The sequence below is a fragment of the Streptomyces sp. ADI96-02 genome (genome assembly GCF_003846185.1).
Taxonomy (GTDB): domain Bacteria; phylum Actinomycetota; class Actinomycetes; order Streptomycetales; family Streptomycetaceae; genus Streptomyces.
On the sequence record NZ_ML123034.1, the window covers coordinates 6459628 to 6485527 of the forward strand.

At 72.6% G+C, this 25900-nt stretch carries 20 protein-coding genes and 1 pseudogene; 13 read left to right on the top strand and 8 right to left on the bottom strand.

Annotated elements, in window-relative coordinates; translation table 11 throughout:
• Positions 1-866: hypothetical protein (locus tag EES43_RS28240; protein WP_206430139.1), on the top strand; the 866-nt coding region annotated here is incomplete at its 5' end.
• Between the two features lie 104 nt (positions 867-970).
• Positions 971-2173, top strand: a complete 1203-nt coding sequence (locus EES43_RS28245) for an MFS transporter (RefSeq protein ID WP_124271388.1) — start codon at positions 971-973, stop codon at positions 2171-2173.
• 44 nt (positions 2174-2217) lie between these two features.
• Here the strand turns inward: EES43_RS28245 and EES43_RS28250 are convergent.
• Positions 2218-2732: pseudogene (locus EES43_RS28250) on the bottom strand (ATP-binding cassette domain-containing protein); the annotation flags it as partial.
• 54 nt (positions 2733-2786) lie between these two features.
• On the bottom strand, positions 2787-3422 hold the full coding sequence (locus EES43_RS28255; protein ID WP_277426081.1) for a TMEM175 family protein: 636 nt from the start codon (positions 3420-3422) through the stop codon (positions 2787-2789).
• 225 nt (positions 3423-3647) lie between these two features.
• On the opposite strand from EES43_RS28255, the gene EES43_RS28260 reads away from it, so the two are divergent.
• The 6 genes from EES43_RS28260 to EES43_RS28285 all read left to right on the top strand — a co-directional run bounded on the left by EES43_RS28260 (position 3648) and on the right by EES43_RS28285 (position 9280).
• A complete protein-coding gene (locus tag EES43_RS28260) occupies positions 3648-3824 on the top strand; it encodes a CsbD family protein (RefSeq protein WP_124271390.1) in 177 nt (58 codons plus the stop codon).
• 369 nt (positions 3825-4193) lie between these two features.
• The gene (locus tag EES43_RS28265) at positions 4194-4955 is read left to right on the top strand and encodes a DeoR/GlpR family DNA-binding transcription regulator (RefSeq protein ID WP_124271391.1); all 762 of its coding nucleotides are present in this window, start codon (positions 4194-4196) and stop codon (positions 4953-4955) included.
• Positions 4956-5068: 113 nt separating this feature from the next.
• Positions 5069-6433, top strand: coding sequence for an ABC transporter substrate-binding protein (locus EES43_RS28270; RefSeq protein WP_124271392.1), 1365 nt, complete (start codon positions 5069-5071; stop codon positions 6431-6433).
• Positions 6430-7395, top strand: coding sequence for a carbohydrate ABC transporter permease (locus tag EES43_RS28275; protein WP_124271393.1), 966 nt, complete (start codon positions 6430-6432; stop codon positions 7393-7395). The genes EES43_RS28270 and EES43_RS28275 overlap by 4 nt, the downstream gene beginning before the upstream one ends.
• Entirely contained in the window at positions 7392-8294 is a 903-nt protein-coding gene (locus tag EES43_RS28280; RefSeq protein ID WP_124271394.1) for a carbohydrate ABC transporter permease, read from the top strand. The genes EES43_RS28275 and EES43_RS28280 overlap by 4 nt, the downstream gene beginning before the upstream one ends.
• On the top strand, positions 8291-9280 hold the full coding sequence (locus tag EES43_RS28285; protein WP_124271395.1) for a zinc-dependent alcohol dehydrogenase family protein: 990 nt from the start codon (positions 8291-8293) through the stop codon (positions 9278-9280). The genes EES43_RS28280 and EES43_RS28285 overlap by 4 nt, the downstream gene beginning before the upstream one ends.
• Before the next feature lie 99 nt (positions 9281-9379).
• Here EES43_RS28285 and EES43_RS28290 read toward each other — a convergent pair whose 3' ends face one another.
• The 5 genes from EES43_RS28290 to EES43_RS28310 all read right to left on the bottom strand — a co-directional run bounded on the left by EES43_RS28290 (position 9380) and on the right by EES43_RS28310 (position 15258).
• On the bottom strand, positions 9380-10411 hold the full coding sequence (locus tag EES43_RS28290; protein ID WP_124271396.1) for a LacI family DNA-binding transcriptional regulator: 1032 nt from the start codon (positions 10409-10411) through the stop codon (positions 9380-9382).
• Positions 10412-10604: 193 nt separating this feature from the next.
• Positions 10605-11687 (bottom strand): rhamnose ABC transporter substrate-binding protein, encoded by a 1083-nt coding sequence (gene rhaS / locus EES43_RS28295; RefSeq protein WP_124271397.1) that lies wholly within the window; start codon positions 11685-11687, stop codon positions 10605-10607.
• 28 nt (positions 11688-11715) lie between these two features.
• Positions 11716-12711 carry an ABC transporter permease gene (locus EES43_RS28300; RefSeq protein WP_124271398.1) on the bottom strand — a complete coding sequence of 332 codons (996 nt, stop codon included), beginning with the start codon at positions 12709-12711 and terminating at the stop codon, positions 11716-11718.
• The gene (locus EES43_RS28305) at positions 12704-13744 is read right to left on the bottom strand and encodes an ABC transporter permease (RefSeq protein ID WP_124271399.1); all 1041 of its coding nucleotides are present in this window, start codon (positions 13742-13744) and stop codon (positions 12704-12706) included. The genes EES43_RS28300 and EES43_RS28305 overlap by 8 nt, the downstream gene beginning before the upstream one ends.
• Complete coding sequence (locus EES43_RS28310; protein WP_124271400.1) at positions 13741-15258, bottom strand: sugar ABC transporter ATP-binding protein; 1518 nt, start codon at positions 15256-15258, stop codon at positions 13741-13743. The genes EES43_RS28305 and EES43_RS28310 overlap by 4 nt, the downstream gene beginning before the upstream one ends.
• A 261-nt stretch (positions 15259-15519) precedes the next feature.
• Between EES43_RS28310 and rhaI the strand changes: the two genes are divergently transcribed.
• The 5 genes from rhaI (at position 15520) to EES43_RS28330 (ending at position 23669) form a co-directional block, all read left to right on the top strand.
• Positions 15520-16680 (top strand): L-rhamnose isomerase, encoded by a 1161-nt coding sequence (gene rhaI, locus EES43_RS28315; protein WP_124271401.1) that lies wholly within the window; start codon positions 15520-15522, stop codon positions 16678-16680.
• Positions 16681-16733: 53 nt separating this feature from the next.
• Complete coding sequence (locus EES43_RS28320; RefSeq protein ID WP_124271402.1) at positions 16734-18773, top strand: bifunctional aldolase/short-chain dehydrogenase; 2040 nt, start codon at positions 16734-16736, stop codon at positions 18771-18773.
• Positions 18770-20227 carry a rhamnulokinase gene (locus EES43_RS28325; RefSeq protein WP_124271403.1) on the top strand — a complete coding sequence of 486 codons (1458 nt, stop codon included), beginning with the start codon at positions 18770-18772 and terminating at the stop codon, positions 20225-20227. Before EES43_RS28320 ends, EES43_RS28325 begins: the two co-directional genes overlap by 4 nt.
• Positions 20228-20310: 83 nt before the next feature.
• Positions 20311-20436, top strand: a complete 126-nt coding sequence (locus EES43_RS31790) for a hypothetical protein (RefSeq protein ID WP_277426082.1) — start codon at positions 20311-20313, stop codon at positions 20434-20436.
• 29 nt (positions 20437-20465) lie between these two features.
• Complete coding sequence (locus EES43_RS28330; RefSeq protein WP_124271404.1) at positions 20466-23669, top strand: alpha-L-rhamnosidase; 3204 nt, start codon at positions 20466-20468, stop codon at positions 23667-23669.
• A gap of 76 nt (positions 23670-23745) precedes the next feature.
• Here EES43_RS28330 and EES43_RS28335 read toward each other — a convergent pair whose 3' ends face one another.
• The gene (locus tag EES43_RS28335) at positions 23746-25899 is read right to left on the bottom strand and encodes an iron ABC transporter permease (RefSeq protein ID WP_124271405.1); all 2154 of its coding nucleotides are present in this window, start codon (positions 25897-25899) and stop codon (positions 23746-23748) included.
• Position 25900 lies beyond the last annotated feature (1 nt).

Sequence of the window (25900 nt, forward strand, 5' to 3'; positions counted from 1 at the left end):
AAAGCGCCTGGAAATGGTTCACGGACGACTTCCTCGGCTGGGAAGGAATGCCCTACCTCGACATGGCCCTGGCCGGCATCGGCCTCGCCGCCGCCACCATCGCCTCCGGCGGCACCATGACCGTCCCCGTCGCCATCGCCATCGGCGCCGCCGCCGCCACCGTCGGCTCCGCCGCCGACCAGATCGCGGCCCACGCCAACAACGGCCAGGGCTTCATGCCGGACGACGTCCGCACCGGTTTCGACGTCGTCGCCCTCGCCGGAGGCATCGCCGGCGGCGTGGTCGGCGCAGCGAAAGCACCCGCAGCCGCGAAGAAGATACAGGGGTCAGCGCAGAGCCTGTACGGCAAGGCGCAGGGAGCGTACAAGAACTGGAAGAATTCCGGTTCGGCGCAGCTCGTGAAACCGTCCACCCCTGCTGCACCCTCGCGCGGCGGACTCTTCTCCACTTCGCCAAGGCCGCCCGCAGAGGTCCCGAGCAACAATCTGTTCTTCACCAAAGAAGTAGGCTACGACGTGCCGTGGCACAACAGCCAGGTGGATCAGTACCGGAGCGCCAACGGAATCCCGGAAGCGTTCGGAGCCGACGGGCCGACTGTTTACCTGGGAACCGCTCCGCGACAAGGAAGCCGTAGCCCGGTGATGGTCACAGAGCAGTTCGCGCGTCAGCCCGATGGTAGCTGGGCGAAAGGCCCGGTGAACTATGCCGATCCCATGGCCAACCTTCCGGTTGAGAAAGTCCCGCAGACCGTACTCGTCCGGCACCCCAATGGGAACTACTATGCGACGGAGAGCTGGAAATCGCCGGAAACGGCGATCATGAATAAGGATCTCAACAGGATCATGTTTACGGTCCAGCGGACCTGAGAGTCGACGGACCTGCTGCGCGTGTCGAACCGTCCCGCGTGCGGCCAAGGACGTCCCGCCTGTGCGAGCATTCCCACGACCGCGCAGCGAGGGAGTGCACGTCGATGAACCGTTCTGTTCCGCACGCGGAGGGAAGGAGGCGGCCGGGCTATCCGGCCGCCGCCGCCGTTTTCGCCATCGGGATGGCGGGCACCACGTTGCCCACCCCGTTGTACGGCCTGTACCGGGAGCAGCTCGGATTCTCCGAGCTGATGGTGACGGTGGTGTTCGCCGTCTACGCGCTCGGGGTCATCGCCACCCTGCTCCTCGCCGGGAACGTCTCCGACGATGTGGGCCGTCGGCCCGTTCTGCTGGCCGCGCTGGGATTCTCGGCCGCCAGCGCCTTCTGCTTCCTCTTCGAGGGCGGGCTCCCCGCCCTGTTCGCGGGCCGTCTGCTGTCCGGCTTCGCCGCCGGGCTGCTGAGCGGCGCCGCGACGGTCACGGTCATGGAGTTGGCCACACGCGGGCACGAGGCACGGGCGGGTCTGGCGGCGACCGCCGCGAACATGGGCGGTCTGGGCTGCGGCCCGCTGCTCGCCGGTCTGCTCGCCCAGTACGCCCCCTGGCCCCTGAAGCTGACCTTCGTGGTGCACCTGTCGTTGATCGGCGTCGCCGCGGTGCTGACGTGGCTGCTGCCGGAGACCGTCGCCTCCCGCGCCCGCCGGCTGCGGCTGAAGCCACAGGGGCTGGACGTACCGCCACAGGTGCGGGGCGTGTTCACCACCTCGGCGCTCGCCGCCTTCGCCGGGTTCGCCCTGCTGGGCCTGTTCACCGCGGTCGCGCCGACGTTCGTGGCCGAGACCCTGGACGTGCACAACCTGGCCCTGGCCGGAGCCGTCGTCTTCTCCGTGTTCCTCGCCTCCACGGTCGGTCAGGCGCTCATGGGGCGGGTCGGGGCGCGGCGGGCCCTGCCGGGCGGCTGCCTCGTCCTGGTCGCGGGTCTGGCGCTGGTGGCCGCCTCCCTCCTGGCCGAGTCGCTGCCCGTGCTGGTCGCGGGAGCGGTCTGCGGTGGTCTGGGGCAGGGGCTCGCGTTTCGCGCGGCGATGACGGCGATCAGCGCGGCGGCCCCGCCCGAGCACCGGGCAGGCACCGTCTCCGCCTTCTTCGTCGTCGCCTACCTGGGCATCTCCCTGCCCGTCGTGGGCGTCGGCGCTCTGACGCTCTGGCTCGGACTGAGGAACGCCGGCCTGGTCTTCGCCGTGTGCGTCCTGCTGCTGGCCCTGGGCGTCGGTCTGTACCTGGCCCGCCGGCCGTCCGTCGAGGACTGAGCCGCGGCGGGACGGGCGTCGGAGGCGACCGCCGCCCCGCCGCCCTACAGCCGTCCGGCTTCGACGACGCGGCGCAGGAACCGCCGGGTCCGTTCCTCCCGGGGTGCGCCGAAGACCTCGTCGGGAGTGCCGCGCTCCAGCACCACTCCCGCGTCCAGGAAGCACACCTGGTCCACCACCTCAGCCGGGGGCGTACCGCCAGCGCCCGGACGATCGCCGCCCGTTGCTGCTGCCCGCCGCTGAGCCGGTCGGGATACTCGTCGGCCTGCGCCGCGAGCCCCAGCCGTTCCAGCAGCTCGCGGGCGCGCTCCTCGGCCCGGACCCGCGACAGGCCGTGGACGTGGCGCGGGGCCAGGGTGATGTTCTGCAGGACCGTCAGATGCGGGAAGAGGTCGTACGCCTGGAAGAGGACGCAGATCCGGCGACGCACCGCGTCCGCGTCGGCCCGCGGGTCCGTGATCTCCACACCGTCCAGCCAGACGGCCCCGTCGTCGACCTCTTCCAGGAGGTTCGCGCAGCGCAGCAGCGTCGACTTCCCGGACCCCGAGGCGCCGATGAGCGGGAACGGGCGTTGCGGCAGGGTGAACGCGGCGCCACCGGGGCACGGCTCGGACTACGGCGAGGGCTTCGGCCGCGCGGCGCGGCTCCGGCGTCCGAGTACGAATCTGATCGGGAAGAGAGCGAGCCACGACCAGAGGGCCGTCGGCGCCGAGGCGGTGTAGGCGAGGACGATGCTGACGCCGAACACGAGTGCCGTCGCGCTCAGGTCGGCGGTCACGGAGCGGACCACCCTCTCCGCGTCCGGGTCGGTCCGCCCGGCGCCGCGGGGGCCGGAGCGGCCGGCGTGCAGCCAGGCCAGCTCCAGCAGGTTGGTGATGGTGACGGCTCCCGCGTAGATGGTGACGGCCAGCGGCTGCGAGGCGTACTCGGACAGCAGTGAGGTGGGGAAGGGGAGCAGGGCGATGGCGCAGAGCCAGACGAGCTCCAGCAGGACCGAGAGCCTTCCGGTGCGGTGCACCAGAGGTGTGAGGCGGCGGTGGTCGCGCCAGAAGCCGGCGAGGATCATGAAGCTCAGCCCGTAGGCCCCCAGATCGGGCAGCACGCCGCGGACGGCGTCGTGAAAACCGGCGGAGTCCAGTCCCGGCTCCACGCGCACATCGAGGACCAGCAGCGTCATGGCGATCGCGAAGATGCCGTCGGACAGGGCGATCAGCCGGTCCGCGCTCTTGTCTGTCTGCGCGTTGTTCACCGGGTCAGCGTCCCCGGCGGTCCCGCCGGGCGGGCGTATTACGCCGACGGCGGGCATGGCCTCGCGATGCGTTCCCCTGATGCGTTCCCGTAATTCCTTTCCGTGACTTCTCCGCGTGATTCCCGCGCGAGAGTTTCCCCGCGGCAACTCTCCTGGTTTAGCCGCCGGAACCGGGGAGAGACGGAGGGCGGCAAGGTTTTCCAGTACGACGGGATGTGAGCGGTTGTGGCTGCGGACGAGAAGGCACAGGCCAAGGGCGAGCAGGCCAAGGGCAAGGTCAAGAAGACGGTCGGGGGCGCCGTGGGCAACGAGTCCCTGCGGGCCGAAGGGCGCGCGGAGGAGTCCAAGGGCGACCTGCGCGACGCCAAGGAGAAGGCCAAGGACGCCTTCAAGGACAAGTAGCGGCGCCTGCCCCGCCCGTCCCGGCACCCGCTTCCCCGGGGTGCCGGGACGCGGTGTGTCCGCGCACCCGGCGCCGGGTAGGCAATCGGGTCGACGGTACCGGCCGGGTCCGTCCGGGCGTCCGGACCCCGTCCGGACGCCGTTCGGGCCCCGCATCGGCCGAAACGGGCGGCCGAGGCGCCCGTTGTGCGCGCCGCCACCGGTCTGACCAGCGGTGCCCCCCTGGGGGAAACGGGCGTGAACGGGCACAGGGGATACGGCGAAGAAGCTGGTCGAGCCACTCGCCGTGCTTGTAGAAACGACACAGGGGACCGAACGGACGGGCTCCGGCCCGAACAGGGCCGCCGCGAGGATCAGGGAAGTGCGACCGTGGACACCGAGGAACGCCGCCGGGGAATTCTCGACACCGCCCGAAGGGAAGGGTCGGTCGAGGTGAACGCGCTCGCGGAGTTGTTCCAGGTGGCCAAGGAGACAGTCCGCCGCGATCTGCACCTCCTGGAGGAGCACGGCCTCGTCCGCCGGACCCACGGGGGCGCCTACCCCGTCGAGTCGGCCGGCTTCGAGACCACGCTCGCCGTCCGCACCACCCGCAACGTCCCGCAGAAGTCGCGGATCGCGGTCGCCGCCGCCGACCTGCTCCAGGACGCCGAAACCGTCTTCATCGACGAGGGGTTCACCCCGCAGCTCGTCGCCGAGGCGCTTCCGCGCGACCGGCCGCTCACCGTCGTCACCGCCTCCCTCGCCGTCGCCACCGTCCTCGGCGACGCCGACAAGATCGCGGTGCTCCTGCTGGGCGGCCGGGTGCGGGGCGGCACGATGGCCACCGTCGACCACTGGGCGACCAGGATGCTCGCCGACTTCGTCATCGACCTGGCGTTCGTCGGAGCCAACGGCATCTCCCGCCAGTACGGCCTGACCACCCCGGACCCGGCCGTCAGCGAGGTCAAGGCGCAGGCCATGCGCAGCTCCCGGCGCCGCGTCTTCGCCGGCATCCACGCCAAGTTCGGCGCGGTGAGCTTCTGCCGGTTCGCCGGCGTCGAGGACTTCGAGGCCATCGTCACCGACGTCGGGCTCCCCTCCGCCGAGGCCCAGCGCTACTCCCTCCTCGGCCCGCAGGTCATCCGGGTCTGATCCCGCCCGGCCGCACGGCCCTCCCGCGACCCGCCCGGCCCCGCCCCCGGGCCCGGTTCGCCCTGCCCCCGCACGCCCGATCACCGAGCCGCTACGACTGATCAGGAGTACCCATGCGCCACCACCGACGACGGCACGGACCACGCCGCCTCCTCCGCCTGTGCGCCGGAACAGCCGTCCTCGCCCTGCTCGCCGGATGCGCGGGGGCGGGCGGGACCTCCTTCGGAGGCGGCGACGCGCTCAACGTCCTGATGGTGAACAACCCGCAGATGGTCGAACTGCAGAAGCTCACCGCGAAGCACTTCACGAAGGAGACCGGCATCACGGTCCGCTTCACGGTGCTGCCCGAGAACGACGTCCGCGACAAGATCAGCCAGGACTTCTCCAACCAGGCCGGTCAGTACGACATCGCCACCATCAGCAACTTCGAGCTGCCGTTCTTCGCCAAGAACGGCTGGCTGCACGCGCTGGACGCCTACGCCGACGCCGACACCGCCTTCGACCAGCAGGACATCCTCCCCCCGCTGCGCGAATCGCTCACCGCCGAGGACGGCAAGCTCTACGCCCAGCCGTTCTACGGCGAGTCGTCCTTCCTCATGTACCGCAAGGACGTCTTCGAGGCGGAAGGGCTCACCATGCCGGCGAAGCCCACCTGGACGCAGGTGGCCGGACTCGCCGCCCGCGCCGACGGATCGCAGCGCGGAATGAAGGGCATCTGCCTGCGCGGGCTCCCCGGCTGGGGCGAGGTCATCGCACCGCTGACGACCGTCGTCAACACCATGGGCGGCACCTGGTTCACCGAGGACTGGAAACCGCGGCTCACCTCGCCCGAGTTCCGCAGGGCCACGGAGTTCTACGTCGACCTGGTGCGCGAGCACGGCGAACTCGGCGCACCCCAGTCCGGCTACGCCGAATGCCTGAACAACATGACCCAGGGCAAGACGGCCATGTGGTACGACGCCACCGCCGGCGCCGGCTCGCTGGAGGCCGAGGGCTCCCCGGTGAAGGGGAAGATCGGCTACGTTCCGGCCCCCGTCGAGCGCACCGACAGCTCGGGATGGCTCTACACATGGGCCTGGGGCATGCAGAAGGCGTCCAGGAAGCCCGACGACGCCTGGAAGTTCATCTCCTGGGCGTCGAGCAAGGAGTACGAGGAGCTCGTCGGTTCCACGAGCGGCTGGGCCAACGTACCCGCCGGCAAACGCGCTTCGACCTACGCCAACCCCGCCTACCGCAAGGAGGCGGGCGCGTTCGCCGACGTCACCGAGCGGGCCATCTCCGAGGCCGATCCGAAGAACCCGGGCACCCAGCCCCGTCCCACGGCGGGCATCCAGTTCGTCGGCGTACCGGAGTTCACCGACCTCGGTACCAAAGTGGCACAGGAGATCAGCGCCGCCATCGCGGGCCGCCAGTCGGTGGACGCCGCGCTCTCCGCTTCCCAGAAGCTGGCCGAGAAGGTCGCCGAGGAGTACCGATGACCGCCACCGCCACCCGGCCGCCGGCCGCCGCGCAGGCGGCCCCGCGGAAGAACCCTGCCCGGGGCGGGAGAGCACGCGCGTGGGCGACCCGCGCGCCGCTCCTTCCCGCACTCGTCTTCCTCATCGCCGTCACCCAACTGCCCTTCGTGGCAACGCTGGTGATATCCCTCTTCGACTGGAACTCGCTGAAGCCGGACAAGCGCCGCTTCACCGGCCTGTCCAACTACGCCTCCGTCTTCACCGACCCGGCGCTGCGCGAGTCCGTCGTGACCACCGTGGTGCTCACCGCCTCCGTGGTGATCGCCAGCGTCCTGCTGGGCCTCGCCTTCGCCCTGCTGCTCGACCGCGCCTTCTTCGGCCGCGGCCTGGTGCGGACCCTGCTCATCACCCCCTTCCTGATCGTGCCGGTCTCCGCCGCGCTGCTGTGGAAGCACGCGCTCTACAACCCCGAGTACGGGCTGTTCAACGGGGCGCTGACCTGGATCGGCAACCTGTTCGGCATCGAGGACATGGTCCAGCCCGACTGGACCTCCACGATGCCGCTGATGGCCGTCGAGGCGGCACTCGTATGGCAGTGGACGCCGTTCATGATGCTGATCCTGCTGGCCGGACTGCAGAGCCGGCCGGCGGAGATCCTGGAGGCCGCACGCCTGGACGGCGCGGGCCCCTGGCAGATCTTCCGCCACCTGACCCTGCCCCACCTGCGCCGCTACCTGGAACTCGGCGTGCTGCTCGGATCGGTCTACATCGTGCAGAACTTCGACGCGGTGTTCACCATCACCTCCGGCGGTCTCGGCACCGCCAACCTTCCGTACACCGTCTACGAGACCTTCTACGGGGCCCACGAGTACGGGCTGGCGTCCGCCGCCGGTGTGGTCGTGGTGATCGGCACCATGATCATCGCCACCTTCGCCCTCCGTGTGGTCTCCTCCCTCTTCCGCGAGGAGGCGAGCCGCGCATGAGCGCCTCGACCGCACCGACCGCACCCGCTCCCGCCGCCCGTGGCCGCACCGCGCCCGGCTCGCCGCCGCCGCGCCGGGCCCGTCGGCGCGCCACCCTGGCGGCCGTCGCCGCCTGGACGGTGGGCGTCGTCTTCTGCCTGCCCGCCCTGTGGATGGTGCTGACGTCCTTCCACGCCGAGGCCGACGCGGCGACCAACCCGCCCTCGCTCGCCGCCTCGCTGACCCTGGACGGCTACCGGACGTTCTTCGGCGACGGAGGCGGCGCCACGCCCTGGCCGCCCCTGGTCAACTCGCTGTCCGCGTCCGTGTTCTCCACCGTCCTGGTCCTCCTCCTCGCACTGCCGGCCGCCTACGCGCTCTCCATCCGGCCGGTGCGCAAGTGGACGGACGTGATGTTCTTCTTCCTCTCCACCAAGATGCTGCCGGTCGTCGCCGGCCTGCTGCCCGTGTACCTCTTCGCGAAGAACGCCGGCCTGCTGGACAACATCTGGCTGCTCGTCCTGCTGTACACCTCGATGAACCTGCCGATCGCGGTGTGGATGATGCAGTCCTTCCTCGCGGACGTGCCGGTCTCCATCATCGAGGCGGCGCAGGTCGACGGCGCGCGGCTGCCCACGGTGCTGCGCCGGGTCGTCGCCCCGGTCGCCGGGCCCGGCATCGCCGCCACCGCCCTGATCTGCTTCATCTTCAGCTGGAACGAGCTGTTGTTCGCCCGGGTGCTGACCGGCGTCGTCGCCGGGACCGCACCCGTCCACCTGACCACGTTCGTCACGAGCCAGGGCCTCTTCCTCGCCCAGCTGTGCGCGGCGTCGGTCGTCGTGTCCCTGCCGGTGCTCGTCGCCGGCTACGCCGCCCAGGACAAACTCGTCCAGGGCCTTTCCCTGGGAGCAGTCAAATGAGGGCAGCCATCGTCGAGGCCCCCGGCAAGGTGTCCGTCACCACCGTCCCGGACCCTTCGCCCGGACCGCGCGACGTGGTGGTCTCGGTGGCCTCCTGCGGTCTGTGCGGCACCGATCTGCACATCCTCCAGGGCGAGTTCGCCCCCACCCTGCCGATCGTCCCCGGGCACGAGTTCGCCGGGGAGATCGTCGCCGTCGGCGCCGACGTCACGGAGCTGTCCGTCGGCGACAAGGTGGCCGTCGACCCGTCCCTGCACTGCCACGAGTGCCGCTACTGCCGCTCGGGCAGGGGCAACCTGTGCGACAACTGGGCCGCCATCGGCGTCACCGTCCCCGGCGGAGCGGCCGAGTTCGCCGTCGCGCCCGCCGCCAACTGCGTACGGCTGCCCGACCACGTCGACGTCCGGGACGCCGCGCTGATCGAACCGCTGTCCTGTGCGGTCCGCGGCTACGACGTGCTCAACGGCAACCTGGGCGCGGAGGTGCTGATCTACGGCTCCGGAACCATGGGCCTGATGATGCTGGAGCTGGCCAAGCGCACCGGCGCCGCCTCCGTGGACGTCCTGGACGTCAACCCCCAGCGCCTGGCGACCGCGACGCTCCTCGGCTGCTCCGGGTCGGCGGCGCGCGCCGAGGAGTTCGACCGCCCGGGCGGCTGGGACGTGGTGATCGACGCCACCGGCAACGCGGCGGCCATCCAGGACGGCCTCGGGCGGGTCGCCAAGGGCGGCACGTTCCTCCAGTTCGGCGTCGCCGACTACGCCACGACGGCGGTCATCGAGCCCTACCGGATCTACAACCAGGAGATCACCATCACCGGCTCGATGGCGGTCCTGCACAGCTACGAGCGGGCCGCGGCGCTGTTCGCGGCCGGGGTGCTGGACCCGGAGGTCTTCATCAGCGACCGGCTGCCGCTGGAGCAGTACCCGCAGGCGGTCGAGCGGTTCCAGGCGGGCCTCGGCCGCAAGATCGTGGTCCAGCCCTGACCTGTCCGCGCCCCGCGGCTGACGCCGCGCCGCCCGCCGCCCCCCGAAACGCGAAACGCGAAACCGGACGGCGGGCGGCGGGCGTGGCGCGTGGTCCGCTCAGCCCGGGACAGCGCCGAGGCTGGAGCGACGCACCACCAGCTCCGGCTGGAGCACCACGCGCCGGTGCTCGTGCGCCCCCGGCACCGCCCCGGCCTCGGTCTCCTCCAGCAGCAGCCGGGCCGCCAGCGCGCCCATCGTCGTCGCCGGCTGCCGTACGGAGGTCAGCGGGACGGCCGCCGCCGCCGCGAACTCGATGTCGTCGTAGCCCACCAGGGCCAGGTCGCCGGGGACGGACACCCCGGCGGCGAACAGCGCCTGCAGAACCCCGAGGGCGAGCAGGTCGTTGGCGCAGAACACGGCGGTCGGCCGGTCGGCGAGGCCCAGCAGCCGCGCCCCCGCGTCACGCCCCGCCGCCACGTCGAGCCGTCCGGTCGGCAGCTCCCGCAGGGCATCCGGGCCGAGACCGGCCTCGGCCAGCGCGCCGAGCGCACCGGTGCGGCGGTCCTGGACCTGGTTGAAGCCGGGCGGACCGCTCACGTAGGCGATGGAGCGGTGCCCGGCGTCGATCAGATGCCGCACGGCGAGCGCGCCGCCCGCCACGTCGTCGACCGACACCGAGCACTCGGTGGTGCCCTCGGCGACCCGGTCGACCAGGACGAACGGGATGCCGTGCCGGCGAAAGGCGTCGATGTTGCGCCCGGTCGCGTCGGCCGGGGTCAGCAGCACTCCGCGCACCCGCTGCTCGGCGAAGAGCGCCAGGTACTCCGCCTCCTCGGCCGGGCTCTGCGCACTGTTGCAGACCATGACGCCGAGCCCCGCCTCGCGCGCGGCCCGTTCCGCCCCGCGGGCCACGTCCACGAAGAACGGGTTGCCCATGTCGAGCACGAGCAGCCCCATGATCCGGCTGCGCCCGGCCCGGAGCTGACGGGCCGACTCGCTGCGGACGTAGCCGAGCCGTTCGATCGCGGACCGCACGCGGGCCCGTGTTTCGGGACCGACGGAGTCGGGACGGTTGATGACGTTCGAGACCGTGCCCACCGACACTCCGGCGACTCGGGCCACGTCCTTGATACCCACCGACCGGGCCATCAGACGGAGACCTCCAGAGGGGCGAGGAACGCCGGACGAACCCTCACCCTACCCGCGGGTCCGGCCGCCGCGGACCGGGTGGCGCGGGAGGGCGACGCGCGAGGTGTCATACGGAGGGCTCCTGTGCGGTGCGGCGGCCTGTGCGGGCCCGGACGGCGTACGAAGGCGCGGGGCGGGTGCGGGACGGCGGCGGTCAGAAGTCGAACGCGTCGATGTTCTTCCCGTCGAACACGGTCGGCTTGCCGAGGCTGACCACACCGTCCTCGCCGATCGTGAAGGAGCCGAGGTCACCCGCCTCGAAGGTCTGCCCCTTCTCTCCCGTGATCTGCCCGGACGCCAGCGCGATCGAGGTGTGGCCGGCCAGTTCGCCGAGCTTGGCCGGGTCCCACAGCTCGAAGGCGTCGACGGTGCCGTTCTTGACGTACTTGCGCATGTCGTTGGGGGTGCCGAGTCCGGTGAGCTTCACCTTGCCCCGGTACTTGGAGCCGGACAGGTACTGGGCGGCGGCCTTGATGCCGACGGTGGTCGGCGAGACGATCCCGGCCAGGCGCGGGTACTCCTGGAGCAGGCCCTGGGTCTGCTGGAACGACTGCTGGGCGTCGTCGTTCCCGTACGCCACCCTGACCAGCTCGATGTCCTTGTACTTCGGGTCCTTCAGCTCGTCCTTCATGTAGTCGATCCAGAGGTTCTGGTTCGTCGCGGTCTGCGCGGCGGAGAGGACCGCGATCTGGCCCCGGTGACCGATCTGCTCGGCGAGGAGCTGGATCTGGGTACGGCCCAGGTCCTCGGCCCCGGCCTGCGAGACGAAGACGTTGCGGCAGTCGGTCTTGGTGTCGGAGTCGTAGGTGACGACCTTGATGCCGTTCCTCATGGCCTGCTTCAGCGCGGTGCACAGGGCGCCCGGGTCCTGCGCGGAGACGGCGATGGCGTCGACCTGCTGCTGCGTGAGGGTGTTGACGTAGGAGACCTGGCCGGCGGTGTCGGTGGCGCTGCTGGGACCGACCTCCTTGTAGCGGGAGCCCAGCTCCGTCACGGCCTTCTCGCCGCCCTTGTCCGCGGTGGTGAAGTAGGGGTTGTTGACCTGCTTGGGCAGGAAGCCCACGGTCAGGCCCTTCTTGGTGGGCGCGTTCGGGTCGGCCTTCCCGCCCGGTGCGGCGGACGGGCCCTCCTTCCGCACGTCGCTCCTGGACGTGCCGCCGCAGGCGGTGGCGGCGAGCGCGAGGGAGGTGACGGCGGCGAGGGCGGCACAGGCACGGCGGACGGAGGAGCTGCGCATGGCGGGGGAGTCCTTTTCGGGAGGCTGGTTACGGTGCCGGGGTCGCGGCCGGGGCGGCTCTGCGCCCCGCCTTCGCGACGGATATCTGCCGTGCGACCCGCGGGCCGAGCACGGAGACGACGAGCAGGACGCCGGTGACGACGATCTGCGACTGCGCGGAGACGTTCAGCAGGCTCATCACGTTCTGCAGCGCGCCGAGGAGGAAGACTCCCGCGATCGCGCCGCCGAGCGTGCCCCTGCCGCCGTCGAAGTCGATGCCCCCGAGCAGGACGGCGGCCACGACGGAGAGTTCGAGGCCGGTGGCGTTGTCGAAGCGGGCACTGGCGTAGTGCAGGGCCCAGAAGACACCGGTGAGCGAGGCCATCAGACCGGTCAGGGTGAACAGGACCAGCTTCTGCCGCTTCACCCGGACGCCGGCGAACCGGGCCGCCTCCTCGTTGGCCCCCGTGGCGAACAGGGAGCGTCCGAACCCGGTGGCGTGCAGCGTGAGCACGGCGGCGGCGAGCAGCGCCAGGAACGGCGCCAGGGCGTACGGGACGAAGGTGTCGCCGATCCGCCCGGACGCGAACTCCAGGTAGGGGCCGGGGAAGTCGGTGACGGCGTCCGAGCCGAGGACGATCTGCGCGATGCCCCGGTAGGCGGCGAGCGTGCCGATGGTGACCGCGAGCGAGGGGAGGCCGAGGCGGGTGACGAGCAGCCCGTTGACGAGTCCGCACACGGTGCCGAGCAGCAGGCAGAGGGGGATGATCACCTCGATGGTCAGGCCCTGGTTCCACAGCGCGCCCATCACCGCGCCGGAGAGCCCGGCCGTCGAGGCCACCGACAGGTCGATCTCGCCGGAGACCACCAGCAGCGTCATCGGCAGGGCGATCAACGCGATCGGCAGGGTGTTGCCGATCAGGAACGACAGGTTCAGCGCGTTGCCGAACCCGTCGACGAAGCCGAACGACAGCAGCAGGACCACGACGAGGAGGGCCCCGACGACCGTGTCCCAGCGGATGGCGCGCGATGCGAAGTCAGCCATGGCGGGCGTTCCTCTTCTTCAGGGCGGACGCCACGCGCAGGGCGACGATCCGGTCGACCGCGATGGCGAGGATGAGCAGGAAGCCGTTGATCGCGAGCACCCACACGGAGCTGACGCCGAGAGCGGGCAGCACGCTGTTGACCGAGGTCAGCAGGAGCGCGCCGAGCGCCGCCCCGTACACGCTGCCGGAGCCGCCGGTGAAGACGACGCCGCCGACCACGACGGCGCTGACGACGGTGAGTTCGTAGCCGGTGCCGGTGCCGGAGTCGACGTTCCCGAACCGGGCCAGGTACAGTGCGCCGGCCAGTCCCGCGAGGGCCCCGCAGAAGGTGTACGCGAGGAGGATGCGCCGGCGCACCGGGATGCCGGCCAGCCGCGCCGCCTCCGGGTTGGAGCCGAGCGCGTACAACTCGCGTCCGCTGCCGAAGTGCTTGAGGTAGTACGCCGTGGCCATGAGCAGCGCCAGGGCGATCAGGGCGAGCCACGGCACCGCCGAGACGCCGCCGGAGCCGAAGTCGACGAAGCCGCCCGGCAGGTCGGCCGCGGTGATCTGCCGGGAGCCGACCCAGATGGAGTCGACGCCCCGGATGACGTAGAGCGTGCCGAGGGTGACGACCAGGGCCGGGACCTGGCCCAGGCTGACCAGCAGCCCGTTCAGCAGGCCGAAGCCGACGCCGAGCAGCACGGACAGCGCCACGGCCGTGAACGGGTTCCCGCCGCCCTGGAGGTACGCGCCGGCGGCGAAGGCGCTGATGCCGAGCGTCGAGCCGACCGACAGGTCGACGTTGCGCGTGATGACCACCAGGGACTGGCCGGTGGCGACCAGCACCAGGATCGTCGCGTTGAGCAGCAGGTCCTTGATCCCCTGCTCGGACAGGAACGCGCCGTTGCCCGCCTGCGTGACGGCGATCATCACCAGGAACACGACCAGGATGGCGAGTTCGCGCATCCTGAGGACGCGGTCGACGAGCCGGGCGCCGCTCGCGGCGGTCGTCGCCCCGGCGGGCGCCGGCTCGGTCGCGGTCGTCGTCATGCGGCGGCCCTCCCGGTGGCTGCGGCCATCACGCTCTCCTCGGTCGCTTCGGAACGCTGGATCTCGGCGGTGAGGCGGCCCTCGTGCATGACGAGCACCCGGTCGGCCATGCCGAGGATCTCGGGCAGGTCGGAGGAGATCATCAAGATCGCCACTCCGTCGGCGGCCAGCCGGCTCAGCAGCCGGTGCACCTCGGCCTTCGTGCCGACGTCGATGCCGCGCGTGGGCTCGTCGACGATCAGCACGGCGGGAGCGGTGGCGAGCCACTTGGCGAGGACGACCTTCTGCTGGTTGCCGCCGGACAGGGTGGACACCGCGTCGGCGATGCGGGCGTACTTGACCTGGAGCCTGACCGCCCAGTCGAGCGCCCGGTCGCGCTCGGCGCCCCGGTCCATCAGACCCGCCCGCACGGTGGTGCGCAGGCCGGTGAGGCCGATGTTCCGCTCGATGGACATGCCCATCACCAGGCCCTGGGCCCGCCGGTCCTCCGGGACGAGCGCGAGCCCCGCGGCCATGGCGGTGGACGGAGCGCCGTTGGCCAGCCGCCGCCCGGCGACCTCGACCTCCCCGGCGTCCCACCGGTCCACCCCGAAGACCGCCCGCGCCACCTCCGTACGCCCGGCGCCCACCAGTCCGGCCAGGCCGACGATCTCGCCGCACCGGACGTCGAAGGAGACGTCGGTGAAGACGCCCTCGCGCGTCAGCCTGCGGACGCTCAGCGCGACCGGGCCCGGCTCGACGGCCTGCTTCGGATACAGCTCGTCCAGATCCCGGCCGACCATCCGGCGGACCAGGTCCTCCTCCGTCATGCCCGCCAGCGCCTCACTGGAGACCAGCGCGCCGTCCCGCAGGGTGGTCACCCGCTCGCAGACGCCGAAGATCTCCTCCAGCCGGTGCGAGATGAACAGCACCGCCGAGCCCTGCTCGCGCAGCGTGCGGACGACGCCGAAGAGCCGCGCCACCTCACTGCCGGTGAGAGCCGCCGTCGGCTCGTCCATGATCAGGACGCGGGCGTCGAAGGAGAGCGCCTTGGCGATCTCGACGATCTGCTGGTCGGCGATCGAGAGGCCGCGCGCCGGGCGGTCCGGGTCGAGTCCGACGCCGAGCCGCTCCATCAGCGCCGCCGTGGCGGCACGGGTGGCCCGGTGGTCGATGCGGCCGAGCGAGCGGCGCGGCCGACGGCCCATGAAGATGTTCTCGGCGATCGACAGGTCGGGGAAGAGCGTGGGTTCCTGGTAGATGACGGCGATGCCGGCCTCCCGCGCGTCGGCGGGCCCGTGGAAGACGACGGGTTCGCCGTCCAGCAGGACGCTGCCCGCGTCGGGCCGGTGCACGCCGGCGAGCGTCTTGATCAGGGTCGACTTGCCCGCGCCGTTCTCCCCGGCGAGGGCGTGGACCTCTCCGGGGAACAGGTCGAGGGACACGTCCCGCAGGGCCCGCACGGCGCCGAAGGACTTGGAGATCTCCCTCAGCGCCAGCACGGGGGCCGGATCCTGTGCGGACCGGTGGGTCATTGGGGGCTCCTCAACGGTGCGGAGGGCGTCCTCGCGACACCGTGAAAGGTTTCAAATGAGTTGCCGGGACGGTAGACACGTGACGCGGGCCGAGTCAATGGGCGCGCGGCGAAAAGCCCGGTCGCCGCCTTCGCGGGTGAACTGCCGTGCGGGCGAGGGCGTTCGAGGGGTTGACAGTGCCAGGGGCAGGCTCATAGCTTCACCGCGTGAATCGTTTCAGATTCATTCTCGTTCACACCGAAGTCACACAGGAGCGCCGAAGTGACCGAGCCCGCCGCGGTGAAGGCCGCGCTCACGTCCCAGGCCGTCGAGACCCCTTCATGGGCTTACGGGAACTCGGGAACCCGCTTCAAGGTCTTCGCCCAGCCCGGCGTGCCGCGCACCCCGCGGGAGAAGCTGGACGACGCGGCCAAGGTGCACGAGTTCACCGGCGCCGCGCCCACCGTCGCGCTGCACATCCCGTGGGACACGGTCGACGACTTCGCCGCGCTCGCCGCGTACGCCGAGGAGCGCGGCCTGCGCCTGGGCACCGTCAACTCCAACACCTTCCAGGACGACGCCTACAGGCTCGGCAGCGTCTGCCACCCGGACCCCGCGGTGCGCCGCAAGGCGCTGGACCACCTGACCGCGTGCGTCGACATCATGGACGCGACCGGCTCCAGGGACCTGAAGCTCTGGCTCGCCGACGGCACGAACTACCCCGGCCAGGACGACATCCGCGAACGGCAGGACCGCCTCGCCGAAGCCCTCGCCGCCGTGTACGCGCGCCTGGGCGACGCCCAGCGGATGCTGCTGGAGTACAAGCTCTTCGAGCCGGCCTTCTACACCACCGACGTACCGGACTGGGGCACCGCGTACGCGCACTGCCTCAAGCTCGGCCCGAAGGCGCAGGTCGTCGTGGACACCGGGCACCACGCCCCGGGCACCAACATCGAGTTCATCGTCGCGACGCTGCTGCGGGAGAGGAGGCTCGGCGCCTTCGACTTCAACTCGCGCTTCTACGCGGACGACGACCTCATGGTGGGCGCGGCCGACCCCTTCCAGCTCTTCCGCATCATGTACGAGGTCGTCCGCGGCGGCGGGTTCACCCCGGACATCGCCTTCATGCTCGACCAGTGCCACAACATCGAGGCGAAGATTCCCGCGATCATCCGCTCCGTGATGAACGTGCAGGAGGCCACCGCGAAGGCCCTGCTCGTCGACCGGAACGCCCTCGCCGCGGCCCAGCGCTCCGGCGACGTGCTGGCGGCCAACGCCGTGCTCATGGACGCCTACAACACCGACGTGCGCCCGCTCCTGGCGGAGGTCCGCGAGGAACAGGGCCTCGACCCGGACCCGATGGCCGCCTACCGGCGCTCCGGCTGGGCGGAACGGACCGCCGCCGAGCGCGTCGGCGGCCGGCAGGCCGGCTGGGGGGCGTGACCCTCCGCCCCGGCACGTCCACCCCTCCCCTCGCGAAGGACCGACAACACACCATGGCACTCCACCCCGAAGCCGCCGCGCTCCTGGCCCGCTCCCACCGGCTGGGCGCGGACCCCCGCAACACCAACTACGCGGGCGGCAACGCCTCGGCCAAGGGCGTCGAGCCCGACCCCGTGACCGGACGCGACGCGGAGCTGATGTGGGTCAAGGGCTCCGGCGGCGACCTCGGCACGCTCACCGCCGACGGCCTCGCCGTGCTCCGCCTCGACCGCCTGCGCTCGCTCCGGGACGTCTACCCGGGCGTGGAGCGCGAGGACGAGATGGTCGCCGCGTTCGACTACTGCCTGCACGGCAGGGGCGGCGCGGCACCGTCCATCGACACCGCCATGCACGGCCTCGTCGACGCGCCGCACGTCGACCACCTCCACCCGGACTCCGGCATCGCCCTCGCCTGCGCCGCCGACGGCCCCGGGCTGACCGCCGACTGCTTCGGGGACACGGTCGCCTGGGTGCCCTGGCGCCGACCCGGCTTCCAGCTCGGCCTGGACATCGCCGCGGTCAAGGACGCCAACCCCCGGGCGATCGGCTGCGTACTCGGCGGCCACGGCATCACCGCCTGGGGCGACACGTCCGAGGAGTGCGAGGCCAACGCGCTGCGCATCATCCGCACCGCCGAGGAGTTCCTGGCCGAGCGCGGCAGGCCCGAGCCGTTCGGCCCGGTGATCGAGGGGTTCGCGCCGCTGCCCGGCCCCGAACGCCGCCGCCGCGCCGCGGCCCTGGCCCCGTACGTCCGCGCCCTCGCCTCCCGGGACCGGCCCCAGGTCGGACACTTCGACGACTCCGGCGCGGTGCTGGACTTCCTCTCCCGCGCCGAGCACCCGAGGCTCGCGGCCCTGGGCACCTCCTGCCCGGACCACTTCCTCCGTACGAAGGTCAGGCCCCTGGTCCTGGACCTGCCGCCGACCGCCGGACCGGACCGCGCCGTCGAGCGCCTGCGCGAGCTGCACGCCGCCTACCGGGAGGAGTACGCCGCCTACTACGCCCGCCACGCGGAGCCCGACTCGCCCCCGATGCGGGGCGCGGACCCGGCGATCGTGCTGGTCCCCGGGGTGGGCATGTTCAGCTTCGGCAGGGACAAGCAGACGGCGCGGGTGGCCGGCGAGTTCTACCTCAACGCGGTCAACGTGATGCGCGGAGCCGAGGCCGTCTCCTCCTACGCGCCGATCGAGGAGGCGGAGAAGTTCCGCATCGAGTACTGGGCCCTGGAGGAGGCCAAGCTGCGGCGGATGCCGAAGCCGAAGCCGCTCGCCACCCGGGTCGCCCTGGTGACGGGCGCGGGCAGCGGCATCGGCCGGGCGATCGCCCACCGCCTCGTCGCGGAGGGGGCCTGCGTCGTCGTCGCGGACGTGGACGCGGAGCGCGCCGCGGCCGTCGCCGCCGAACTGGGCGGCCCCGACAGGGCGGTGGCCGTCACCGTCGACGTCACCAGTGAGCAGGCGATCGCCGAGGCGTTCGAGGCGGCGGCCCTCGCCTTCGGCGGCGTCGACCTCGTCGTGAACAACGCGGGCATCTCCATCTCCAGGCCCCTGCTGGAGACCACGGCCGAGGACTGGGACCGCCAGCACGCCATCATGGCGCGCGGCTCCTTCCTCGTCTCCCGTGAGGCGGCCCGCGTGATGCGGGCCCAGCGGCTCGGTGGCGACATCGTCTACATCGCCTCCAAGAACGCCGTCTTCGCCGGTCCCAACAACGTCGCCTACTCCGCCGCCAAGGCCGACCAGGCCCACCAAGTACGATTGCTGGCAGCGGAGTTGGGCGAGCACGGTATCCGGGTCAACGGGGTGAACCCGGACGGCGTGGTGCGCGGCTCCGGCATCTTCGCCGGCGGCTGGGGGGCCCAGCGGGCCGCGACGTACGGGATCGAGGAGGAGAAGCTCGGCGAGTTCTACGCCCAGCGGACCCTGCTCAAGCGCGAAGTGCTGCCCGAGCACGTCGCGAACGCGGTGTTCGCCCTCACCGGCGGCGACCTCACCCACACCACCGGCCTGCACATCCCCGTCGACGCGGGCGTCGCGGGAGCCTTCCTGCGATGAGCGCGCGCACGAAGACGTTCGCCGCGGTCGACCTCGGCGCGTCCAGCGGGCGCGTCATGGTCGGCCGCGTCGGGCCCGGCACCCTGGATCTCACCGAGGCCCACCGCTTCCCCAACCGGCCGGTGCGACTGCCGGAGGGGCTGCGGTGGGACGTGCTCGGCCTGTACCGGGGCGTGCTCGACGGGCTGCGCGCGGCGGGCCCGGTGGACTCCGTCGGCGTCGACAGCTGGGCCGTGGACTACGGGCTCCTGGACGCCGACGGAGCCCTCCTCGGCAACCCCGTCCACTACCGCGACGACCGTACGCGGGGCGCCGCCGAGCAGGTGTGGAACACCGTCCCGCCGCACGAGCTGTACCGGGCGACCGGCATCCAGTACGCCCCGTTCAACACGCTGTACCAGCTCGCAGCCGCTCGCGGGACGGTTCAACTCCGCTCGGCCGAGCGACTGTTGCTGATCCCGGACCTGATCTCCCACTGGCTGACGGGGGAGCAGGGGACCGAGATCACCAACGCCTCCACCACCCAGCTCGTCGACCCGCGCACCCGTGACTGGGACCGGTCCCTGGCCGACCGCCTCGGCGTCGACCTCGGCCTGTTCGCCCCGCTGCGCCACCCCGGCGACCCGGCCGGCACGCTGCTGCCGCACGTCCGGGAGGCGACCGGCCTCGGGCCCGTGCCGGTGACGGCGGTCGCCTCCCACGACACCGCCTCCGCGGTGGCCGCCGTCCCCGCCGCGCGAGGCGAGCGCTTCGCCTACCTCTGCACCGGGACCTGGTCGCTGGCCGGACTGGAGCTGGACGCCCCCGTGACCACGGAGGCGAGCCGCGCGGCGAACTTCACCAACGAACTGGGAGTCGACGGCACGGTCCGCTTCCTGCGCAACATCATGGGCCTGTGGCTGCTCCAGGAATGCATGCGCGAATGGGGCGAGGACGACGTCGGGCCGCTGCTCGCGCGCGCCGCCGAGGCCCCGGCGCTGCGGTCCGTCGTGGACGCCGCCGCCGAGGACTTCCTCGCCCCGGGATCCATGCCCGCGCGCATCGCGGCGGCCTGCCGGGCCGCCGGGCAGCCGTCGCCGGCCACCCGCGGCGAGATCACCCGCTGTGTCCTCGACTCGCTCGCCCTGGCCCACCGGCGCGCGGTCCGCGACGCCCAGCGGCTGGCCGACCGCGCGGTCGACGTGGTGCACGTGGTCGGAGGCGGGGCCCGCAACGCGCTGCTGTGCCAACTGACGGCGGACGCCTGCGGCCTGCCGGTCGTCGCCGGTCCCGCCGAGGCCGCCGCCCTCGGCAACGCGCTCGTCCAGGCGCGCGCGCACGGTGCTGCCGGCGACCTCGCGGCGACGCGTGAACTCCTCGCCCGCAGCCGGCCGTCGGCCCGCTACGAGCCGTCCGGCGACCGGGCGGCCTGGGACTCGGCGGCGCGGCGCGTCGAGGACGGCCGCGGAGCGTAGCGGTACGCGGCGGCGAACGAGATCCCGCACAGGCCGGAGGGCGTCGCGGCCTCGCGCGCGGGCCATTCTGAAACGATGTCTGAGTGAACGTCAACACCCGTGCAAGCGAAGCCAGTTGGGGTGAGCCTTCGGATCCGAAAGTCCAGTACGCGGCCTTGACGCCATGCGGCGGCACCTCGAACCTGGCGAGTGAAACGATTCACGCCTGATTCATCCCCTCGCCGTATCGGAGCCGAGTGTGATCAGCAGACGACGACTGCTCAACACGACCGCCACCGCCGTGGGCGCCTCCCTCCTCGCCGGGGCCGTGCCGGCCGCGGCGCGGGCCGCGGAACGTGGCGCGACCGGAGCCGGGGCGCTCCGGGTCAGCAGGCCGACAGCCGAGTACGCGCGCGCACCGCTCGGCCTCGGAGCCGCCCGCCCGCGGCTCAGCTGGCCCCTGGCCTCGACCGCGCCGGGCCGCGCCCAGACCGCCTACCAGGTGCGCGTCGCCCTCAGCGAACGCGCGCTGGCCGAGCCCGACGTGTGGGACAGCGGCAGGGTCGAGTCGGCGGACTCGGTGCAGGTGGTCTACGGCGGCCCCGAACTGCGCTCCCGCACCCGCTACTTCTGGACCGTGCGGGTGTGGGACAGCGCCGGCCGGGTCTCCGCCTGGTCCGAGCCCGCCTGGTGGGAGACCGGCCTCACCGAGGCCGCCGACTGGTCCGCCCGGTGGATCGGCGCCCCGGCCGCCCTCGTCGGCGCACCCTCCCTGGAACCCGCCTCCTGGATCTGGTTCCCGGAGGGCGACCCGGCCACCGGCGCCCCCGCCGCCACCCGCTACTTCCGCGGAGCCTTCGACGTACCCGAGGGCGTCACCCGGGCCCGCCTGGTGCTCACCGCCGACAACGGCTACACCGCGCACCTGGACGGCGACGAGATCGCGCGGGCCTCGGCCGACGAGTCCGCCGAGACCTGGCGCAGGCCCTCCCTCACGGACCTGACCGACCGGCTCGCCCCCGGCCGGCACGTCCTCGCCGTGGCCGCGACCAACGCCGCGCCCGGCCCCGCCGGACTGCTCGGCGTGCTGGAACTGACGACCGCCGACGGCACCCGCTCCGTCGCCACCGGCGGTGGCTGGAGGGCGGCGGCCGAGAAGCCCGCCGGCGACTGGACGGCGGCGGACTACGACGACGGGGCCTGGAGCGCCGCGAAGGTCCTCGCCCGCTGGGGAGCCGGACCGTGGGGCAGGGTCGCCGCCTCCTACGCGCCGGTCGCGCAACTGCGCCACGAGTTCCGGCTGCGGGACGAGCCGATCCGCCAGGCCCGGCTGTACTCCTCGGCCCTGGGCCTGTACGAGGCCCACCTCAACGGCGAGAAGGTCGGCGAGGACCGGCTCGCACCCGGCTGGACCGACTACCGCAAGCGCGTCCAGTACCAGACCCACGACGTCACCCGCCTCCTGAGGCCCGGGGCGAACGCCGTCGGCGTCGAGCTGGCGGCCGGCTGGTACGCGGGCAACGTCGGCATGTTCGGCCCCCACCAGTACGGCGAGATCCCCGCCTTCCTCGGACAGCTGGAGATCACCTACCGGGACGGCTCCACCGAGCGCCTGCTCTCCGGCTCCGACTGGCGGGCCGCCACCGGGCCGATCACGCTGGCGGACCTCCTGACCGGCGAGACGTACGACGCCCGCCGGGAGACGGACGGCTGGCTGCGCGCCGGATTCGACGACTCCGCCTGGGCGCGGGCCGAGGCGGCCGGGAAGGTCACGGCCGAACTGGTGGCGCAGGTCGACGCGCCCTGCCGCGTCGTGCGGGAACTCCCGGCCCGCGAGGTCACCGAGCCCGAACCGGGCGTCTTCGTCTTCGACCTCGGCCAGAACATGGTCGGCACCACCCGCCTCCGGGTCGCCGGCCCGGCGGGCGCCACCGTACGACTGCGCCACGCCGAAGTGCTCAACCCCGACGGCACCCTCTACACCGCCAACCTCCGCACCGCCGCCGCCACCGACCACTACACCCTCAAGGGCCGTGGCGAGGAGACCTACGAGCCGCGCTTCACCTTCCACGGCTTCCGCTACGTCGAGGTGACCGGCTATCCGGGAAAGCCGCCGCGCGACGCGGTCCTCGGACGCGTCATCCACACCGACGCGCCCTCCACCATGGAGTTCGAGACGAACGTCCCCCTGCTCGACCAGCTCCACAGCAACATCACCTGGGGCCAGCGCGGCAACTTCCTCTCCGTCCCCACCGACACTCCCGCCCGCGACGAACGGCTGGGCTGGACCGGCGACATCAACGTCTTCGCTCCCACCGCCGCCTACACGATGGAGTCGGCGCGCTTCCTCGGCAAATGGCTGTGGGACCTCCAGGACGACCAGAGGGCCGACGGCGCCTTCACGGACGTCGCCCCGCAGGCCGGCGCCCTGGGAGCGGGCTCCGCCGGCTGGGGCGACGCGGGCGTCACCGTCCCGTGGGCCCTCTACCGGGCGTACGGCGACACCCGGGTCCTGGAACGCTCGTGGCCCTCGATGCTGAAGTGGCTGGACTACCTGGACGCCCACAGCACCGGCCGGCTGCGCCCGGCCGAGGGATACGGGGACTGGCTCAACATCGAGGACGACACGCCCAAGGACGTCATCGCCACCGCCTACTACGCGCACAGCGCCGACCTCGTCGCGCGGACCGCCCGGGTGCTGGGCCGGGACGCCGCCCCGTACACGGCCCTGTTCGGCGAGATCCGCGCGGCCTTCCGCGCCGCCTACGTCACCGGAGGCGGGCGCGTGAAGGGCGACACCCAGACCGCGTACGTCCTCGCCCTCTCCATGGACCTGCTGGACGAGCCGGAACGCCGGACGGCTGCCGCCCGGCTCGTCGCACTCGTCCGGGCCGAGGACTGGCACCTGTCCACGGGCTTCCTCGGCACGCCCCGGCTGCTGCCCGTCCTCACCGACACCGGCCATACCGACGTGGCCTACCGCCTGCTGCTCCAGCGGACGTTCCCCAGTTGGGGCTACCAGATCGACCGGGGCGCCACGACCATGTGGGAGCGCTGGGACTCCATCCGGCCGGACGGCTCCTTCCAGGACGCCGGGATGAACTCCTTCAACCACTACGCGTACGGCTCCGTCGGCGAGTGGATGTACGCCCACATCGCCGGTATCGCACCCGCCGCCCCCGGCTTCCGAGAGATCACCGTGCGGCCCCGGCCCGGCGGCGGCGTCACCCGGGCCCGCGGCCGGTTCCAGTCGCAGTACGGGCCGATCACGACGGAGTGGACGACCGAGCGCGGCGGGTTCCGGCTGGTCGTCGGCGTGCCCGTGAACACCACCGCCGAGGTGTGGATACCGGCCGCGAAGGCCGGGGACGTCCGGCACGGGGGCGGTGCGCGGCACCTGAGGACGGAGGACGGCTGCGCCGTCTTCCACGTCGGCTCCGGGCAGCACCGCTTCACGGCCTGAGCCGTACAGTACGCCCGCGACGCGGCGCGCCCCGCCCGGCGGACCGGACGGGGCGCACCGCGGACCGGGCCCGCTCTCAGCTCTCGCTCCGGGACCTCCAGAGCAGCCAGACGAAGTACGGAGCCCCCACCACGGCGGTGACCAGGCCGACCGGGATCTGGGCCGGCGCGATGACGTACCGGCCGATCAGGTCGGAGACCACGACCAGCAGCGCGCCGAGCAGCGCGCTCACCGGGATCACCCGCACATGGCGCCGGCCGACCAGCGCGCGCGCCGCGTGCGGGGCGACGAGGCCGACGAAGCCGATCACGCCGACCGCCGCCACGGCGCCCGCCGTGAGCAGCACGGCGAGGCTCAGCAGCCCCAGCCGTGTCGCGCCGAGGCGGACGCCGAGCAACTGCGGGGTGTCGCCGTCCAGCCCGATCAGGTCGAGATCGCGCCGCATCACGGCCAGCACCGGCAGCGAGACGGCGAGCGCCACCAGCACCGGAGTCAGCTCCGGGAACGTCCGGCCGTAGGTGGAACCGGAGAGCCACACCAGGGCCTTCGTCGCGTTGTACGGGTCCGTCAGCACGATCAGCAGGCTCGTGAACGCGCCGGCTCCGGCGGAGACGCCGACACCGATCAGCACCAGCCGGTTCTGCTCCAGGCCGCGGCGCGCGGCCAGCCCGAACACGAGCGCCGCCGCGGCCGTCGCACCGGCCAGCGCGGAGCCGCCGATCAGCCAGAAGCTCGCCAGCGGCACGACCGTCAGGACGCTGACCGCGCCGACTCCCGCGCCGCCGACCACCCCGAGCACGCCGGGTTCGGCGAGCGGGTTGCGCGAGACCGCCTGGACGACCGCGCCCGCGACCGCCAGCGCCGCCCCGGCCAGCAGGGCCGCGGCCACCCGCGGCACACGGGTGTCGAGGACGTAGGAGACGAACGTGCCGGAACGGCCGGTGAGCCAGTTCGCCGCATCGCCGAGCAGCAGGGTCGCGTCGCCCAGGAGCGTCGCCGCCACCACCGAGCCGGTCAGCGCCAGAGCCGTCACCACGAGGGTGAGGACGAAGGCCCGCCGTCCGCGCAGCCGGGCGAAGGCGGTCGAGCCGCCGTCCGATCCCAGGTCGCGCGAGCGGTGGGCCAGGCCCACCAGGACGACCGCGCCGAGGCAGGTGGTGACGATGCCGGTCGGCACCTCGGCCCCCGCCTGAGCGCCGAACACGGCCCGCAGGGCCACATCGGCGCCCAGGACCACCAGCACCCCCGCGACCGCCGACGCCGGGATGAACGCCCGGTGGCGTATCAGGCCGGGAACCCACGTACTGAGCAGGCGTACGACGGCCGGCGCGCACAGGCCGACGAACCCGATCGGCCCGGCGACCGTCACCGCGACGGCCGCCAGCAGCACGGCGAGCGTCACGGCGACGCTCCGGGTGACCCGGGGACTGACGCCGACCGACGCCGCCCCGTCGTCGCCGAGCGCGAGGATGTCGAGCCTGCGGCCCAGCAGCAGGAGTCCGAGGAACGCCAGGAGCGCGACCGGCGTGAGCCGGCCGATGGTCTCCATCCCGATCTGGGCCAGCGAACCGTTGCCCCAGGCGAACAGCCCGGTCGTCTGCTGCGAGCGCAGGAGCAGCAGCATGCCGCTCAGCCCGCTCAGCGCGAGAGTGAGCGCCGACCCCGCCAGGACCAGCCGGATCGGGCCCGCCCCGGCCCGCGACAACCCGAGGACGACGCCCGCCGCCAGCAGGCCGCCGAGGAACGCCGTGCCCCCGGCCGGTACCGCCGGCAGGGAGACGCCGAACGCGGCGACCGAGACCACCGCGAGATACGCGCCCGCGTTGACGGCGAGCGTGTCGGGCGAGGCCAGCATGTTCCGCGACACCGACTGGAGCGCCGCGCCCGCCGCCCCGAGGGCGCAGCCGACGATCAGCCCGGCGGCGAGCCGGGGCAGCCGGGACGCCAGGACCACGGCGGACGCCTGGTCGGGCGAACCCTCCTCGGGAGCCGCGCCCGTGACGAGCCGCCAGAGGGTGTGCAGATCGACGGAGGCGGTGCCCTGCCCGATGTGGACGACCGCGAGGGCGGCCAGGGCGAGGAGCGCGGCGAGTGCCAGGAGCGGCATCCGGCCGCGGCCGGATGCGGCCGGGGACGCGGTCGCCCCGGCCTGGGACGGGGGAGCGGTCCCCGGCGCCGGTGGGGATGCGGACACCGGCGCGGGGGCGGGGTCCGTGGTGCGGGTGCTCATG